Genomic DNA, 16,048 nt, shown 5'->3' on the forward strand with positions numbered 1-16,048 from the left:
ACTCCGTCATGAAACTGGGAACGCTCAAGAATGGAACCCGGGACGGGATGCTGGTCGTCGTCTCGCGCGACCTGCGCCGGGCGGTGCACGCCCGTTCCATCGTGTCGACGATGCAGGACGCCATCGAGAACTGGGCCCAGGTCGAGCCCGCCCTGCGAGCGCTCTATGACGCGCTGAACGCGGGGAGCGCGCCCCAGGCGTTCGACTTCGACCCGGCGGCCGCGGCGGCCCCCCTGCCTCGGGCCTACCAGTGGTGCGATGGCTCGGCCTTCCTGAACCATGGCCGGCTCATGGAGAAGGCCTTCGGCATTCCCCCCGTCCCGGACTTCGAGACCGTCCCCTTGATGTACCAGGGCGCGGCGGATGACTTCCTCGGGCCCCGGGACGATGTCCCGCTTCCGAGCGAAGCCCACGGCATCGACTTCGAGGGCGAGTTCGCCATCATGGTGGACGACGTGCCCATGGGCTGCACGGCCGAACAGGCCCCGGGTCACATCAAGCTGTTGCTCCAGGTGAATGACGTCAGCCTCCGCGCCTTCACCCCCATCGAGATGAAGAAGGGCTTCGGCTTCCTCCAGGCCAAGCCCTCGTCCAGCTTCGCGCCCGTCGCCGTCACGCCCGATGAACTCGGTGGTGCCTGGAAGGAAGGTCGCGTGCACCTGCCACTGCGCGTGCGTTGGAACGGTGCGTGGTTCGGGCATCCGAACGGCGGGGAGATGAGCTTCAGCTTCCACCAGCTCATCGCGCATGCGGCGGCGACGCGCCGGTTGGGAGCCGGAACGGTGATTGGCTCGGGGACGGTCTCCAACGCCGATTCCAGCGTGGGCTCCGCCTGCATCGCCGAGCGCCGGGCCCTGGAGATGATCACACACGGCAAGCCGGTCTCCGGCTTCATGCGTTTCGGTGACACCGTGCACATGGAGGTCCTCGACGCCGACGGCCACAGTGTCTTTGGCGCGATCGACCAGAAGATGGTCTCCGCCACGCCCTGAGCCGGCGGGGTTCAGGTGCCCGGGTTGGAGTTCTGCTCGGCCACACATGTCTGGAACAGCTCGCGCATCCAGCGCACCCCGGGGTCGTCCTCGAAGTAGCGGCTCCACTGGAGCATCTCGACCAGGGGAGGGAATTCGATCGGCAGTGGCAGGATGCGCAGCGGCAGCAGCCGCGCGTAGAGCCGGGCCAGGCGGGAATGCATCGTCGCGACCAGGTCCGTGCCGACGAGCAGATGGGGCACGGTGCAGAAGCTGGGGACGGTCACCTCGATCTGGCGCTCGTGCCCGAACCGCTCCAGGAAGCCCTGTTCGGCGGATGGCGCCTGTTTGCCGAGCGTGACGCCGATATGCCCCAACTCCAGGTACTGCTCGAGCGACAGGGTGTCGCCGACCCGGGTATTGCCCGTCCAGATGGCGCAGCAGTAGGTCTCCTCGAAGAGGGCTTCCTTGGGATGGAGCTCCTGGGTGTGCGTGTCGGGTGTGATGATGAAGTCGAGTTCTCCCCGTTGGAGGGCCTCGCCCATGGCCGTGCCCGGGGCCGTGAGTTCCAGCGAGATTCCCGGCGCCACGCGCTGGAGCCGGCGCACCACGTCCGCGAGCAACACCTCCGTGACGTAATCGGAGGTGACGATCCGGAACGTGCGCCGGGCCGACGCCGGGTCGAAGCTGGGCTTCGCCTCGACCGCTGACTGGATGCGCAACAAGATGTCCCGGACACTCCGCGCGAGGCTCTCCGCCCGGGGGGTCGGAACCATCTGGCGCCCGACCTGCACCAGGAGCTCGTCGCCGAAGAACTCACGCAGCCTCCCGAGCGCACCGCTCATGGCGGACTGGCTCATGTGCACCCTTGCGGCTGCCCGAGAGACATTCCGCTCCTCGAGCAGGACGTCGAGCGCCACCAACAGGTTCAAGTCCAGGTTCTGGAACCTCATGGCGCCATCATGCATCGACGGGATCGATACATCGTATTGGAAAATACGGCTTCCCCGATATCTCGGAGATCCATAAGTAGAACCCAGGATCGCGGTGGAGCCCAGGAGCGCCATGTTTCGCTACTTCCCCAAGAACTATGTCTGGAATCTGTCGGTCGACCTCGCGATCGAGATGGGCGCGCGCATCGGGGAGATCGAGGAGATGTGCGCGCCGCTGCTCGCCGCTTCGGAGCAACCGGATGCCGACGGCACGCGCGCCTTCATGCGGACCTGGGTCGCGATGGGCGACAAACTGCGCGTGCTGGCGGAGGACGACGAGCGCGCGGGCCGGTTGATTTCCGCGGGTGACAAGCTTCAGCGCGCCTCGGTGTACTACCTCACCGCCGAGCGCATGCAGGGCCATGGCAATCCCGAGCGCGCGCCGCTGTACGCCCGCGTACTGGAGACCTTCAAGAAGGGCATGGCGCTGTCGCATGTCAACTGCGAGCGGGTGGAGATCCCGTATGAAGGCAAGCACCTCGCGGGCCTCTACGTCCGCGCCGAGGGCGTGAGTGGCCGACAGCCCATCCTGGTGCAGGTGAATGGCTTGGACAGCACGAAGGAGATGAAATACTTCGTGGGCCTGCCGCGCTGGCTGGCGCGGCGAGGGGTGGCGTCGCTGGTGATCGACCAGCCCGGCACCGGCGAGGCGCTGCGCCTGCACGACCTGAAGGCGGTGTACGACAGCGAGCGCTGGGCCAGCAAGGTCGTCGACTGGCTGGAGACCCGGGACGACATCGATGCCCGGCGCATCGGCCTCGAGGGCGTGTCGCTCGGTGGCTACTACTGCCCGCGGGCGGTGGCCTTCGAGCCGCGGTTCGCGATGGGCGTGGTGTGGGGTGCCAACCATGACTGGCGCGACGTGCAGAAGAAGCGGCTGCAGAAGGAAGGCAGCTTCCCGGTGCCGCACTACTGGGAGCACGTGCGCTGGGTCTGGGGCGCGAAGGACATGGACGACTTCATGCGCATCGCCGAGAACGTGCACCTCGACGGCATCCTCGAGCGCATCCGGGTGCCCTTCCTGGTGACCCACGGCGAGAAGGACTCGCAAATCCCTCTCAAGTGGGCCGAGCGCACCTACGAACAACTCATCAACAGCCCGAAGCGGGAGCTCAAGGTGTTCACCGCGCGGGAAGGCGGTGTGCAGCACAGCAGTTTCGACAACAGCGCCAACGCGGGCGCCTTCATCGCCGACTGGGTCGCTGAAACCCTGGGCGGTCGCACGGCCTGACCCCCTCCCTCGAAAAGGAATCCCTCATGAACATCATCGGACCCGATGCCCTCGTCTTTGGGGTGGATGACGTGGCCGCCTGTAGCCAATACCTGCTCGACTACGGCCTGCGCGGCGTGGATGTGAACGAGCAGGGTGGCCGCTTCGAGGCGCTCGATGGCACGTCCATCGTCATCAAGCACCACGCGGACCCCACGCTGCCGCCCTCCCTGGACACCGCCAGCCAACTGCGCGAGACCGTCTACGGCGTGGCCGATAGCGCCACCCTGGACGCGATCGCCGCCGAGCTCGGGCGGGACCGCGAGGTGCGCCGCGATGCCCATGGCCGCCTGCACACGGTGGACGACCTGGGCTTCGCGTTGGCCTTCCAGGTGACGGTGCGGCGGCCGCTGTCGTTGGCGGGCGAAACCGTCAATGCTCCCGGTGCCGCCGCGCAGCGCCCGGTGAACGCGATGGGGGTGGATCCGTCCCGGGAGGTGCGGCCGCGGACCTTGTCGCACGTGGTGTATTTCGTGCCCGACGCCGCCAAGGCCGAGGCCTTCTACGTCAAGCGCCTCGGCTTCATCTGCACGGATCGCTTCACCGGCGTGGGCCCGTTCCTGCGCCCGGCCGGCACGGCCGACCACCACACGCTGTTCATGATCCAGACCCCACCGCGGATGAAGGGCATCGAGCACTTCACCTTCCACCTCGGCGGTCCGACCGAGGTGATGCTGGCCGGCACCCGCTTCGTCGAGAAGGGCTACCAGTCGTTCTGGGGCCCGGGCCGGCACCGCTTCGGCTCCAACTGGTTCTGGTACTTCAACAGCCCGCTCGGCTGCCATGTGGAGTACGACGCCGACATGGACCAGCACGACGAGCGCTGGACGGCGCGTGAAGTGCCGATGAGCGCGGACGCCTCGCAGTTGTTCCTGTTCCAGCACCGGGCCAGATGGGCACCTGTCGGCCCTCCGCCGGCGGGTGCACCCGGCAAACACTGACACCTCCGGCCATGGAACGCAGGGTCTTCCTGTGCCGGCTCGACGAGCTGCCCGACGGGCAGTCGCGCGGCTTCGATCCGCTGCGATCCGGCCAGGACTCCGTGCTGGTGGTGCGCCAGGGCCGCGACCTGCACGCCTGGCGCGATGACTGTCCGCACCAGCCCGGTACGGCCATGGCCTGGCGCAAGGATGCCTATCTCAACCGTGACGGCAGCCGCATCGTCTGCCACGCCCACGGCGCGCGGTTCGACATCGCCACCGGCGTCTGCACGCTGGGGCCTTGCTTGGGTCAGGCGCTGACCCGCGTATCCGTGCTGCTGGATTCCGACGACCGTGTCCATGTCGTGCTCCAGACGCCACAAGCCTGAAGAGCCAAGGAGACAGCCAAGATGGCCCGAGTGAACAAGGTATTGATTGTCGGTGGTGGGATTGGTGGTTTGTCGTTGGCCTCGGGTCTGCGCAACCGTGGCCTCGAGGTCGAGCTCGTCGAGGTCAAGAAGGAGTGGACCGTCTACGGGGTGGGCATCATCCAGCAATGCAACGTCGTCCGGGCCATGGCCCAGCTGGGTCTGGTCGACCACTTCCTCGGCGCGGGGTTCGCGTTCGAGAATGTCGGGCTCTACTCGGCGGAGGGTGCGCTGCTGCGGATGCTGCCCGGAGTGCGCGCGGCGGGGCCGGAGTATCCGGCCAACCTGGGCATCTCCCGGCTGGCGCTCCACAAGGTGCTCAGCTCCACGGCCGCGGAGCGGGGCACCTCCATCCGCCTGGGCGTCACCGTCGAGCACCTCGAGCAGGACGCCGACGGCGTGGACGTCACCTTCACCGACGGCACACGAGGCCGGTACGACCTCGTCGTGGGCGCCGACGGGCTCTTCTCCAAGGTGCGCACCCTGGTCCTTGGAAAGGAGTTGAAGCCGCGCTTCACGGGGCAGGCGGTCTTCCGTCACAACTTCCCGCGCTCGCCCGAGATCGACCACCTGGCGACCTTCTATGGGAAGAAGAACAACGCCGGGCTCTGCCCGCTCTCCAATGACCTGATGTACCTGTTCGTGACGTCCGCGGAGCCTGGCAACCCGTGGATGCCGGAGGACCGGCTCGCGGACCTCATGAGGGAGCGTCTGAAGGAGTTCGGTGGCATTGTCGGCCGGCTGCGGGAGCAGATCACCGACCCGAAGCAGGTGGTCTACAAGCCCATGGAGGTCATCTTCGTCTCCGAGCCGTGGTACCGGGGGCGGGTGGTGCTCATCGGGGATGCGGTCCACGCGACGACGCCACACCTCGGGCAGGGGGCGGGCATGGCCGTGGAGGACGCGGTGGTGCTCTCGGAGTTGCTCGCGGAGGACGCACCGGTGGAGGCGCTCCTGTCGCGCTTCATGCGGCGGCGCTACGAGCGCTGCAAATTCATCGTGGAGAACTCGCTCCAGATCGGCGACTGGGAGATGCAGGGCGCGTCCCACGCCGACCGGACCGGGGTCGTGAAGAAGATGATGGAGGTCACGGCCCAGCCCATCTGAACAGAGGTTTGAACGGAGCTTCGCTGGCGCTTGTCGCCACCGCCGAGGTATCTGTGACGGGGAGCGGCCCAGCCCCTCTGCACGGAGTCCTGTATGCATGGCAGCGAGAAGACTGAATTGGAGGCCTCCGACGGTCTTCCCACACCGCGCCGGTATTGGGCGATCGCCGCCATCGTGCTCGCGATCACGATGGCCGTCCTGGATGGTGCGATCGCCAACGTGGCGCTGCCCGCCATCGCGAGGGATCTGAACGCCTCGCCCGCCGCGTCGATCTGGATCGTCAACGCGTACCAGCTCGCCATCGTCGTCTCGCTGCTCCCGTTCTCCTCGCTGGGAGACATCGTGGGCTACCGCCGGGTCTTCCAGGCCGGCCTCCTGGTGTTCACGTTGGCCTCGCTGGCCTGCTCGCTGTCGGGCTCCCTGGTGGGCTTGACGCTCGCACGAGTCCTCCAGGGCTTCGGCGCGGCCGCGCTCATGAGTGTCAATGGCGCCCTCATCCGCTTCACCTACCCGAATCGGCTGCTGGGCCGGGCCATTGGCATCAACGCCCTGGTGGTCGCGGTCTCCTCCGCGATGGGACCGACGCTCGCCTCGGCCATCCTGTCGGTCTCGGGGTGGCCCTGGCTCTTCGCCATCAACCTGCCGACGGGCCTCGTCGCGCTGCTCATCGCGTACCGGAGCCTGCCGCACACCCGGCGTTCGGGTCTCCCCTTCGATCTGACGAGTGCGCTGCTCAATGCCCTGACGTTCGGGCTGCTGCTCATTGGCCTCGAGACCCTGACGACCGGCGCGCTACCCGCCGCCCTCCTGCTCGCCGGAGGTCTCGCCGCGGGGAGCGTGATGGTGCGGCGGCAGCTCTCGCGGACCGCGCCCCTCGTGCCGGTGGACCTGTTGCGCATCCCCGTCTTCGCCTTCTCCGTGGTGGCTTCCCTCTGCTCCTTCTCGGCGCAGATGCTCGCCTTCGTCTCCCTGCCCTTCTACTTCCAGAACGTCCTGGGACGCGGTCAGGTGGAGACCGGGCTGTTGATGACGCCCTGGCCGGTCGCGGTGGCCATCATGGCGCCCATCGCGGGGCGGTTGGCGGATCGCTTCTCGGCGGCCCTGCTGTGCGGCGTGGGGTCGGTGGTGATGGCGGCGGGATTGACGCTGCTCGCGCTCCTGCCCGAGCATGTGGCGAGCGGGGCCATCGTCTGCGGCATGACCCTCTGTGGCGTGGGCTTCGGGTTCTTCCAGTCGCCGAACAACCGCGCGATGCTCTCCTCGGCTCCGAAGGCGCGCAGTGGCGGCGCGGGCGGCATGCAGGCGACGGCCCGTCTCTTGGGACAGACGTGTGGAGCCACCCTGGTCGCCCTGTGCTTCAGGGCGTTCGAGAGCCGTGGGCCCACCATGGCCCTGGGGCTCGGTGCGTGTGTCGCGGCCGTGTCGGCCGTGGTCAGCACCTTCCGGCACCATCGGCAGGTCGACGTCCAGGTGGTACGGTAGCGCCCGTCGACCAGTCGCTTCGTGTTTCACCCATGGGGGGGCGCACGCCCTGATGTCCAGGAGACAGCCACGATGGCTCGTGTGAACAAGGTATTGATTGTCGGTGGTGGGATTGGTGGTTTGTCGTTGGCCTCGGGCCTGCGCAACCGCGGCATCGAGGTCGACCTCGTCGAGGTCAAGGACGAGTGGACCGTCTACGGGGTGGGCATCATCCAGCAATGCAACGTCATCCGGGCCATGGCCCAGCTGGGCCTGGTGGACCGCTTCCTCGACGCGGGATTCGCGTACGAGGGGATGGGCCTCTACACGTCGGCGGGCGAGCTGCTGCAGATGCTGCCCGGGGCGCGCGCGGCGGGGCCGGAGTACCCGGCCAACCTGGGCATCTCCCGGCTGGCTCTGCACAAAGTGCTCAGCTCCACGGCGGAGGAGAAGGGCACCCGCATCCGCCTGGGTCTCACCGTCGAGCACCTCGAGCAGGACGCCAACGGCGTGGACGTCCTGTTCACCGACGGCACGCGGGGCCGGTACGATCTCGTCGTGGGCGCCGACGGGCTCTACTCCAAGGTCCGGACCCTGCTCTTCGGCAACGAGCTGAAGCCGCGCTACACGGGGCAGTCGGTCTTCCGTCACAACTTCCCGCGCCCACCCGAGATCGACCACCTGGTGGTCTTCTACGGGAAGAACCACAACGCCGGACTCTGCCCGCTCTCCAAGGACCTGATGTACATGTTCGTGACGTCCGCGGAGCCCGGCAATCCGAGAATGCCGGAGGACCGGCTCGCGGAGCTCATGAGGGAGCGCCTGGCGGAGTTCGGAGGCATCCTCGGCCGCTTGCGAGAGCGGATCACCGACCCGAAGCAGGTGGTCTACAAGCCCATGGAGGTCATCTTCGTCCCCGCGCCGTGGTACCGGGGGCGGGTGGTGCTCATCGGGGATGCGGCCCATGCGACGACGCCGCACCTCTCGCAAGGGGCGGGCATGGCCGTGGAGGACGCGGTGGTGCTCTCGGAGCTGCTCGCGGAGGACGCGCCGGTGGAGGTGCTCCTGTCGCGCTTCATGCGGCGGCGCTACGAGCGCTGCAAGTTCATCGTCGAGAGTTCGATCCAGGTGGGCGATGGGGAGATGCGGGGCGCATCGCAGGCCGATCGGTCCGCGATCGTGAAGAAGATGATGGAAGTCACGGCCCAACCCCTCTGAACGCCTCACCCCGGAGCGAGACGCCCGATCTTGCCCGCTTCCTCCGCGAACCACAGGGCGCCGTCCGGGCCTGACGTGATGCCGTGGGGTTCCGCCTGAGGGGTGGGGATGGCGTACTCGGTGACGGCTCCCTGCGTGGTCATCCGGCCGATGTGGTTGCTGCCCCACTGCGTGAACCACAGGGCGCCGTCGGACCCGGTGACGATGGCGTGCGGACGCGCGCCCGCTCGCGGGAGGGGGAACTCGGTGACGTGTCCCTCCGTCGTCATCCGGCCGATCCGGTCCACGAGGATCTCGACGAACCAGAGCGCGCCATCCGGCCCCACCGTGATGCCCACGGGTCCGGCGTTGGCGGTGGGCAGTGCGTACTCGGTGACGTGTCCCTCCGTGGTCATCCGGCCGATCCGGTTCGCCTTGTTCTCCGTGAACCAGAGCGCGCCATCCGGTCCCGTGGTGAGGGTGGAGGGGAACACGTCGGGTGAGGGGAGTGGGAACTCGGTGACCGTCCCGTCCAGGGTGATGCGGCCGAGCCGGTTCGCCGTCGACTCGGTGAACCAGAGCGCGCCGTCGGGTCCCACCGTGAGGCCGAAGGGTCCCGCGTTCGGGGTGGGCAGCGCGTACTCGGTGACAGCGCCCTCCGTCGTGATGCGCCCGATGCGGTTCGCCTTGTACTCGGTGAACCAGAGCGCGCCGTCGGGCCCGGCCACGATGAGGGAGGGCCCGGCGTCGGGTGTCGGGAGTGGGAAGGAGGCCAGCTCGCCGTCGACGCGGAGGCGGCCAATGCGGCCCGAGTGGATCTCCGTGAACCAGAGTGCTCCATCCGGACCGCCCACGATGCCGTACGGGCCCGCGGCCGGGTTGGACAGGGGATGCTCGGTCATGATGCTGCTCGACACTGCCTGCATGCTTCTGCCCTCCTGACTCCTCTCGAGTGCACGCTGGGGTCCGTGAGGGACCCGTTGCGGTTCGAGGTCGTTCAGGCGGCGGAGTGTACTCAGGCGCCGCTGGCGCATCACGGCATCAGCGGCGCCCGGTGATTGAGCGTCAATTGAGCGACTTACACAGGGCGTGGCCCAATTTCTGGGTCTCCTGGTCGGTGATGACGCAGCCGTAGCCGGAGCCCTTCATCGCGCCGCCTCCGTCGAGCCGCGCGATGTCCCACATGTCGAGCTTCGCGCAGACCTCGCTCTGCCGGGTCCTGGCCTCTTGCGGCGTGAGGAGGGTCCGGCCAGCGCCACAAGGCGAGTCCCCGAACACCTCGACGAGGTTGGTCTGTCCCGGCAGCTTGCAGAGGGTATTTCCCAGGGGCGCCGCTTCGTAGCTGGTGATGGCGCAGCCATAGCCGGGCCCCTTCATCGCCCCGCTGCCAGAGAGGCGAGCGATGTCCCAAGTGCCCATCTTGCCGCAGATGGTGTTCTGGTTGGCGAGCGCATCATTGGGGGTGGCGATGGAGTAGCCCGTGGGGCACGGGGTGTCACCGACCACCTTCTGCACCTCGCCATAGAGGGCACCGTGGTTCTGCGCGGGGCCGGGCACCTCGGTCTCCGTGGTGTCCGCCGGGCCGCAGGCGGTGGTCATCAGGGCAATACCAACACTGAACAAGAGGGTCTTCTTCATGTGCATCTCCATCTGTGCGCTGCGGGGTAGAGACCTTTGGAAAGGCCGTTCACGTCGTGAACAAGCACAGACTACGGAGAGGCTCTTCTCGGGGCTGTGATCCAGTTGATACGTTCCCTGTGAACGCGATCACTGCCGCTGGGGTGGCATCATGCCTCGCACCCTTGTGTCAGTCATAGGCGCGCGCGGCCCGCCAGCTGCCCTCTGACATCATTCACCTGTCGTGCTCACCCTTTGGCCCAGGCATTCTGGCGGGGCTCTCCTTCTTGGTGCCAGCTCCGCGGGGGCTCTCGTCGCAGGTGATCTGGATGGAGCGGATGGTCTTGGGGCAGCTGTTCTTCAGGGTGAGCTTCTGGGGCCCGGAGAAGGTGCAGTGATTGCCTTGCTGTTCCTCGCGCTCGAAGAGGATGAGCGTCGCGTCTGACTTCACCTCGATGTCGTCCGGCAGTGGCATGAGCGCCGGGTCTCCCTCCGATTGGCACCAGCGCCAGGGGCAGGGCCGCTGAGGGGGTCGGGAGGGCGGTTGCGGTCGAGGGGGTGGTTCCGGTTGGGGAGGGGGTTCCGGTGGTTGTTGCGGCGTCGAGGGCGGTGGCGGCCTGGGTTTATCCGCGTCGATCTTCTCGATGGGGACGCCTGGGCCAGGGCGCTTCTCCTGGTTCCGCGAGAGAAGCGTCTCGCTCATGGCTGGGAATGGACCACAGAGCCGCTCCTGGAGGGCCGGCTGGTTCTTGGTGAAAACGACGTAGCACCTGGGGTTGGGGCAGTCTGATGGGCTGACGGATTGCTGCCCGGGCCGCCGCGCCTTGGATTGTTCCTCGCCATGCGCGAAATTGGCAAGGAAGAAGACCACCACCCAGACCACCCCCGTGACACGTGGCATGCGCCCCCCTCCCGTGATGCTGGCGCGAGAATTCGCGCGGGCCCCTCGTCGCTTCGGCGGCAAGGGGTAATGGATGAGTATTCGCAGCCATGTGCTGATTCACAAGACCCGCCAGCGCGGAACCCTGGTGCCACGGCTGCGTCTGCTCGAGGACATCGATCATCGTGACTTGGAGCCGCAACGATGGATGAGAATGCTATGGCCCGCATGGCGGGAGCATGGAGAAGGTATGAATCGGGTGTATGGGGGCGGAACGGTTGGCTGGCCATGGTTCTTGGTGTGCAACTGCCTCTTGTTTGCCTGTGGGCTGATCGCGTGTGCGCGGACTCCACGGGAAGTGGCGGCCCGCGTGAGTGGCAGCACGTTCTGGCCGGTCCCGGTGGCGAGTACCAAGGCGAACCTCATTCCCTTTGGTGATGGCATGCATGCCTGGGTGATGGGGGAGGACGGTGTCCATGTCGTCGACCGGGAGGGACTTCGCACTCCCGTCCAGGGTTCCTTGCTGGAGACTGGAATCCAGACGTCGGAATTGGTCCAGAGCCTCCAGCCGGGACGGGCGTGGGTTCTCTCGCACGTGGTCGACAGGGGCAGTCCCGTGGCGAAGGCGAGGCTGTATGTGTTGGACATCACCCAGGAGTCTTCTGGCGGACGCGTGGTGCTCGAGTCCGATCGGATCGTGCACCTGAGGGAACAGCCCGCCGGGTCACCCCATGATGTTCATCCGGACCTCCCTCTGGATCCGGATTGGGAACCCCATGCCTTTCTCTGGCTCGTGTTCAGCCGTTCGGGTTCGCGGTTTCTCGGCACTGTCGACGCGGGGGGCAACATCACGTTCTCCATCTCGCTCGGGGTGTTGGGCGACCTGAGAACCGAGGACGTGGAGAATTGGCTGGTCACCCCCGTCGGAGACGGGTCGCGGGCCTGGCTCAAGATGGGAGCGCGGCTTTTCTTCATCGACACCCGGGCGGCTTCTCCCGTCAAGGGACCGCTCCTGCGCGCGGAGCGGATCCTGAGGGTGGTGACCACCTCGCACGAGACACGGGCCTGGGTGATGGCGGACGTCAATTCACGGACCGACTCCAGACTGGCGAGGAGGCTGTACTCGGTGAGCGCGAACGCTCCTGCGGACGGGGTGCCCGCCCCCCTGCTGGATGGGGTGGAAGTCCGCCAGCTCGTGCCGAGCCCCGAGGGGGACCGGTTGTGGGTGGTGGAGGCCCTGAGCCCCGAGGACGGGAACTCCGGAGGCCTCCACCTCGTGGACATCCAGGGGCGGCGATTGTTGCCCCGAGGGCCCCTCTTCAGCGGGAACAAGCTGCTGGTGAGCATGACCCGCTCCGGGAGGGTGTGGCTGGTGACTCGCACGGGCGGCGCCTATCTGCTGGAGGACGACGGAAGGATTCTCGCTGGGCAGGAGGGGGTGCTGAGCCTGCCGGATGACAGTGAGAAGGGGTTCGAGGAGATCCTCACCCATCCCCTGGGGACGGGGGACGAAGTCCTGCTCTGGGCGCGCGGTGTCTTCCATCTGCGAGCGCGAGGTGGCCTGGTGCGGGCCGCGGCGCTGCTTGGCGGCATGGAAGTTCGCTCCTTGGATGTGGAGTCGAATGGTCAGCGGGCGTGGCTTCAATCCAATGAGGATGGCAACCTGTATTTCGTCTCGTTGACGGAAGACCGGTACCTCGAGGCCCATTTCGTGTTGAAGTCCTACCGTGTGTGGTTTGTCTTCCCCGTCGGGGATGGAATGCATGCCTGGATCCAGGCCGTGCCCGCGAGCTTTGCTTGTGTTCCCATCACTGGCGTGGGAGCGGGCCTGGCGCTCAAGGGGGGCGCCCTGCGAGTCGGGCGGGATCGACAGGTTTCCATCCAGGGGTGGCTCAAGCACTGGGCCCCCCTCCACACGGATGCCGTGGAGGAGGGGGTCGACCTGGACTGGCCGGGCCGGTCACTTGCCGCCAGGTCGGGAGGAGTCATGGACGTCACCATCTGGGACGCCCACCGTCCGGAGAGCCCGGTGGCGCAGGTGACCCGGAGCTATCGCGAGGAGGCCCCCCCGCCCCGGCTCAACTGGTATCTGCCCAATCCCTTGTTGGGCGAGCATCCCTATGATGTTTCCTTCGAGTACCATGACGAGTTGGGCACGAGCAGCCGGCTGGTGGTGCATGGCGTCCATTTCACGGCGCCGCTCCTCGAGCAGCGCTGGTTTCGCACGGCGCTCGCCTGCCTGGTGGCGACGCTCTTCTTCGTCGTGCCCATGGTCCTGCTGCCGCGCACGCGTCTGATTCGGCAATGGGTGCCCTTCAGCACCTGGCTGGTGAATGTCCTGGGAGGGGGCGGGCTTGCCTTGTCCGGAGTGGCCCGTGACTTGAGAATCCATTTCCCCGTTCTGGTGGGGGTGCTCTGCGCCGAGATGATTCTCTGTCTGGTGGCGGGAGCCTTCTCGCCGGCGGTGTTCCGCTTGCTGGCGTGCACCAAGCCCTTCCAGTGGTTGGTGCCCCTGGGCCTGGAACTCCCGGCCACGCGCCGGCGCATCTTTGGCGACTATGTCAGGCACATGCATCGCAAGCTGGAGACCTCGCGCCGCCAGTCCAACGACGAGCGATTCGTCTCCATGCCGGTGGACTTCCTCGAGGGGGGGACGAGCTTCCCTCTTCACGAGGACACGGGGCAGCGGGCCTCGTGCCTCCCGGACTCGTGGGAGCCGGCGGAAGGGATCTTCCTCTGTCTCACGCACCCGGAGCCGCGGCACAGGGGAAGCGTGCTGATCGAGTCCGCGGGGGGGAGGGGCAAGAGCGCGCTGCTTCGAGAGGTGGTGCGGTTGATGCTGGTGGGGTTCGAGAAGAATCCCTCGCTCCCGCTCCCCGTCCTCTGTGATTCGAGGAGCAGGGACCTGGAGGATGCGGCGTTCCAGGCGTTGGAGGTCAATCCGCTTCCGCGCGAAGTCCATGAGGCCTTGCTGTTGCGCGGAGATTACGTCCTGGTGGTGGACGGGCTCACCGAGTCCGCCCTGAGCGCGGAGGCGCTGCGTGGCTTCGTCGAGGGGAAATATGGGGAAGTGGTGCGGCTCTTGTTGACCTCCAGGCGCCACCTGGGATTCCAGCAGGCCCTCGAGGCGTCACCCCGGTGGCTTCGCGCGGAGCCCAGGCGTCTGGATGAGCAGGTGCTGGCGCGGTTCGTCTCTGCCTATGCGGGCCAGGAGGAGGGGGCGTTGAGCGGCGAGGTGAAGCGGGCATGTCAGGGGCCGGATGGCACCTACCTGCCCATCCTGGTCCGGCTGGCGCTCCTGTTCGGTGGTGGCTCGGGCAGGTGTGGCGTCGCCGAGCTGTATGAATCGGCCTTTCGTGGCCTGCTCCGGCGGAGCACGGTTTCTGGTGAGGAGGACACGGAGCTGCTGTCCTGGGCTGGTGACTTCTGCCTCCGGACCTACTGGGCCAATGGCATCCATCTGCTGCGCTATCGGGACTCGCCGGAGCAGGAGAAACTCCAGAGGTTGTTGAAGGCGGGCGTACTCATCCCGGCGGACCTGAACCTCAAGGGGGGGCAGACTCCCGCGCAGGTCTGCTTCTTCCACGACTCGATGCAGAGCTATCTCACCGCCCGGGGGCTCTTCGCGAGGGCGTACACGGCGGAGACCTGGGACTTCCTCTGGCGGGCCGCGGCCTCACCCATCTTCGCCACCTCGCAGTCCGAGTTCGACTCTGGCTCCGGCTCCGAGCTGTTCCAGATGTGCCTGCAGGTCTTCGGCCCCGAGCAGAAGCTGCGCCATGAGCTGCGGCGGCAACTCCTGGAGTGGGCTCAAACCCACGACGAGGATCTCATGAAGCGCGACCTCGTGGAGGCCGTTCCGGAGGAACTGCGGCCGCGTATGCGGGCCATCATGGCCTCCAACGGCGAACTGTCTCCCAGCAGCACCCTGCGGCTCGCCACGGAGGTCTGCTCCGAGAACCTCCAGCGCCTGGGGTCCCTCTACATGCGGGTGGCCTCCCTGCTCTGGCCGTTCCGGCGGCCAGAGAGGACTCAAGGTGCCTGAGCCCTGGAGCGAGGGCCGTGGTGGCCGAGAGCTGGTGCCGGCTCGTCGCGCCGGAGCAGACGGGTCTTCAACTCACCACGCGGCTGGAGTCCGGCTGGGGCCTGGGCGTGCCCGCGTCTTCCTGGCCCAGCTCGGCCAGCCGTTGCGCGAGCTGCGCCGCCTGGGCGCCCTTCGCGGCCACGTCGCCTCCCCGCGCGCCGACGAGCGACACCCGGGCCCGCTCCACCAGTGCCACCTGCGCGTGCAACTGCGCCAGCAGCCGCTCGCGCTTGCGATCCAACACATCCAGGTGGTTCAACTCCTCGCCGAGTGACGAGGCGGCGAGCTCCAACTGCCGTCGCGCCACCGCGTCCGTCGTCGCGGCCGCCTTGGCCCGCAGCTCCTGGACCTGGGTGCTCACGTCCGCCGCCCGGGCCCCCTGCAGCCGCGCCAACATCTCCGCGTACTCCTCCGCGAGGGTGAAGACCCCGGTGGCGAGCTTGTCCAGCACCCCCACCAGCTCCTTCCTGCCAGGCCCCGCCGCCATCCGTCCCACCTCCCGCCGGCACTCCGCGTGGAGCTTCACCGTGCGCATGACCAGGCCCTGTGCCTCGCCCGTCAACTGGCCCTCCAGGGCGGCGCCCCGGGCCTCGACCCGGTTGCCGTGCACCCGCACGTACGCCGCCAGCCGGCCCACGCTCCAGAAGAGCGCCACCACCGTCAGGCCCACCAAGGCGCTCACCATCCCCGGGCGCGGGTAGAACAGCCGCGCGTCCAGCACGGACTTCACGTACATCCCCAGGGGCACGAGCGCCCCGGCGCCCACCACCCCCGCGAGGACCCGGTAGGGGCGCCGCGCCATCCGCCAGATGTCCACCGCGCCGGCCGCGAGCATCCCCATGCAGAACTGCGTCAGGGCCGCCGGAGCACGGATCTGCCAGATGACGGTCAGCCCCACCATGAGTCCCACCCCCATGGCCAGCCGGGTCTTCCAGCCCCCCCGGGTGCTGGCGATGGCCGCGCCCAGCAGCGCCAGCCAGGCCGTGTTCACGGGCAGGTACACGCGGGTGGTCAAGGCCAACACGGGGGTGAGGGCGGCCGCCCCCGCCAGGGCGAGCAGCGTGCGCTTCTCGAAATCCTCGCGCTCCTCGAGTTGTACCAACAGAGGCATGGCCCGTCTT

At 67.6% G+C, this 16,048-nt stretch carries 13 protein-coding genes; 8 read left to right on the forward strand and 5 right to left on the reverse strand.

Translation table 11 applies throughout. The features are described 5' to 3' along the window. The first annotated feature begins 8 nt into the window (after nucleotides 1–8). Nucleotides 9–992: a fumarylacetoacetate hydrolase family protein gene (locus tag D187_RS07370; protein ID WP_043428620.1), complete on the forward strand. Its 984-nt coding sequence runs from the start codon at nucleotides 9–11 to the stop codon at nucleotides 990–992. An 11-nt stretch (nucleotides 993–1,003) separates the two neighbouring features. Here the strand turns inward: D187_RS07370 and D187_RS07375 are convergent, their stop codons facing one another. Then, on the reverse strand, nucleotides 1,004–1,924 hold the full coding sequence (locus D187_RS07375; protein ID WP_002628540.1) for a LysR family transcriptional regulator: 921 nt from the start codon (nucleotides 1,922–1,924) through the stop codon (nucleotides 1,004–1,006). 112 nt (nucleotides 1,925–2,036) lie between these two features. Here D187_RS07375 and D187_RS07380 point away from each other — a divergent pair, with 112 nt between their 5' ends. The 6 genes from D187_RS07380 to D187_RS07405 all read left to right on the forward strand — a co-directional run bounded on the left by D187_RS07380 (nucleotide 2,037) and on the right by D187_RS07405 (nucleotide 8,367). Beyond that, a complete protein-coding gene (locus D187_RS07380; protein WP_002628541.1) occupies nucleotides 2,037–3,194 on the forward strand; it encodes an alpha/beta hydrolase family protein in 1,158 nt (385 codons plus the stop codon). Between the two features lie 26 nt (nucleotides 3,195–3,220). Beyond that, nucleotides 3,221–4,174 carry a VOC family protein gene (locus D187_RS07385; protein WP_002628542.1) on the forward strand — a complete coding sequence of 318 codons (954 nt, stop codon included), beginning with the start codon at nucleotides 3,221–3,223 and terminating at the stop codon, nucleotides 4,172–4,174. Nucleotides 4,175–4,185: 11 nt separating this feature from the next. Further along, nucleotides 4,186–4,542, forward strand: a complete 357-nt coding sequence (locus D187_RS07390; RefSeq protein ID WP_211241468.1) for a Rieske (2Fe-2S) protein — start codon at nucleotides 4,186–4,188, stop codon at nucleotides 4,540–4,542. Between the two features lie 21 nt (nucleotides 4,543–4,563). Beyond that, nucleotides 4,564–5,688 (forward strand): FAD-dependent oxidoreductase, encoded by a 1,125-nt coding sequence (locus D187_RS07395; protein ID WP_002628544.1) that lies wholly within the window; start codon nucleotides 4,564–4,566, stop codon nucleotides 5,686–5,688. A gap of 93 nt (nucleotides 5,689–5,781) precedes the next feature. Further along, a complete protein-coding gene (locus D187_RS07400) occupies nucleotides 5,782–7,170 on the forward strand; it encodes an MFS transporter (protein WP_002628545.1) in 1,389 nt (462 codons plus the stop codon). Nucleotides 7,171–7,242: 72 nt separating this feature from the next. After that, nucleotides 7,243–8,367 (forward strand): FAD-dependent oxidoreductase, encoded by a 1,125-nt coding sequence (locus tag D187_RS07405; protein ID WP_002628546.1) that lies wholly within the window; start codon nucleotides 7,243–7,245, stop codon nucleotides 8,365–8,367. A gap of 5 nt (nucleotides 8,368–8,372) precedes the next feature. Here D187_RS07405 and D187_RS07410 read toward each other — a convergent pair whose 3' ends face one another. From D187_RS07410 to D187_RS07420, 3 genes are all read right to left on the reverse strand, one after another. After that, entirely contained in the window at nucleotides 8,373–9,272 is a 900-nt protein-coding gene (locus D187_RS07410) for a Vgb family protein (protein ID WP_002628547.1), read from the reverse strand. 139 nt (nucleotides 9,273–9,411) lie between these two features. Then, nucleotides 9,412–9,984 carry a hypothetical protein gene (locus D187_RS07415; protein ID WP_002628548.1) on the reverse strand — a complete coding sequence of 191 codons (573 nt, stop codon included), beginning with the start codon at nucleotides 9,982–9,984 and terminating at the stop codon, nucleotides 9,412–9,414. Between the two features lie 214 nt (nucleotides 9,985–10,198). Beyond that, nucleotides 10,199–10,438 (reverse strand): hypothetical protein, encoded by a 240-nt coding sequence (locus D187_RS07420; protein WP_002628549.1) that lies wholly within the window; start codon nucleotides 10,436–10,438, stop codon nucleotides 10,199–10,201. 775 nt (nucleotides 10,439–11,213) lie between these two features. Between D187_RS07420 and D187_RS07425 the strand changes: the two genes are divergently transcribed. Continuing rightward, a complete protein-coding gene (locus D187_RS07425; protein ID WP_002628550.1) occupies nucleotides 11,214–14,888 on the forward strand; it encodes a hypothetical protein in 3,675 nt (1,224 codons plus the stop codon). A gap of 67 nt (nucleotides 14,889–14,955) precedes the next feature. On the opposite strand, the gene D187_RS07430 is transcribed toward D187_RS07425, so the two are convergent. Then, the gene (locus tag D187_RS07430; RefSeq protein ID WP_002628551.1) at nucleotides 14,956–16,038 is read right to left on the reverse strand and encodes a hypothetical protein; all 1,083 of its coding nucleotides are present in this window, start codon (nucleotides 16,036–16,038) and stop codon (nucleotides 14,956–14,958) included. Between the last annotated feature and the right edge of the window lie 10 nt (nucleotides 16,039–16,048).

It is taken from the genome of Cystobacter fuscus DSM 2262 (assembly GCF_000335475.2).
Classification (GTDB): Bacteria; Myxococcota; Myxococcia; order Myxococcales; family Myxococcaceae; genus Cystobacter; species Cystobacter fuscus.

Excerpts from the sequence above, each read along its gene's own strand:
- D187_RS07370 (WP_043428620.1), top strand. The coding sequence starts at position 9 with ATGAAACTGGGAACGCTCAAGAATGGAACCCGGGACGGGATGCTGGTC.
- D187_RS07375 (WP_002628540.1), bottom strand. The coding sequence starts at position 1,924 with ATGAGGTTCCAGAACCTGGACTTGAACCTGTTGGTGGCGCTCGACGTC.
- D187_RS07380 (WP_002628541.1), top strand. The coding sequence starts at position 2,037 with ATGTTTCGCTACTTCCCCAAGAACTATGTCTGGAATCTGTCGGTCGAC.
- D187_RS07385 (WP_002628542.1), top strand. The coding sequence starts at position 3,221 with ATGAACATCATCGGACCCGATGCCCTCGTCTTTGGGGTGGATGACGTG.
- D187_RS07390 (WP_211241468.1), top strand. The coding sequence starts at position 4,186 with ATGGAACGCAGGGTCTTCCTGTGCCGGCTCGACGAGCTGCCCGACGGG.
- D187_RS07395 (WP_002628544.1), top strand. The coding sequence starts at position 4,564 with ATGGCCCGAGTGAACAAGGTATTGATTGTCGGTGGTGGGATTGGTGGT.
- D187_RS07400 (WP_002628545.1), top strand. The coding sequence starts at position 5,782 with ATGCATGGCAGCGAGAAGACTGAATTGGAGGCCTCCGACGGTCTTCCC.
- D187_RS07405 (WP_002628546.1), top strand. The coding sequence starts at position 7,243 with ATGGCTCGTGTGAACAAGGTATTGATTGTCGGTGGTGGGATTGGTGGT.
- D187_RS07410 (WP_002628547.1), bottom strand. The coding sequence starts at position 9,272 with ATGCAGGCAGTGTCGAGCAGCATCATGACCGAGCATCCCCTGTCCAAC.
- D187_RS07415 (WP_002628548.1), bottom strand. The coding sequence starts at position 9,984 with ATGAAGAAGACCCTCTTGTTCAGTGTTGGTATTGCCCTGATGACCACC.
- D187_RS07420 (WP_002628549.1), bottom strand. The coding sequence starts at position 10,438 with ATGCCACTGCCGGACGACATCGAGGTGAAGTCAGACGCGACGCTCATC.
- D187_RS07430 (WP_002628551.1), bottom strand. The coding sequence starts at position 16,038 with ATGCCTCTGTTGGTACAACTCGAGGAGCGCGAGGATTTCGAGAAGCGC.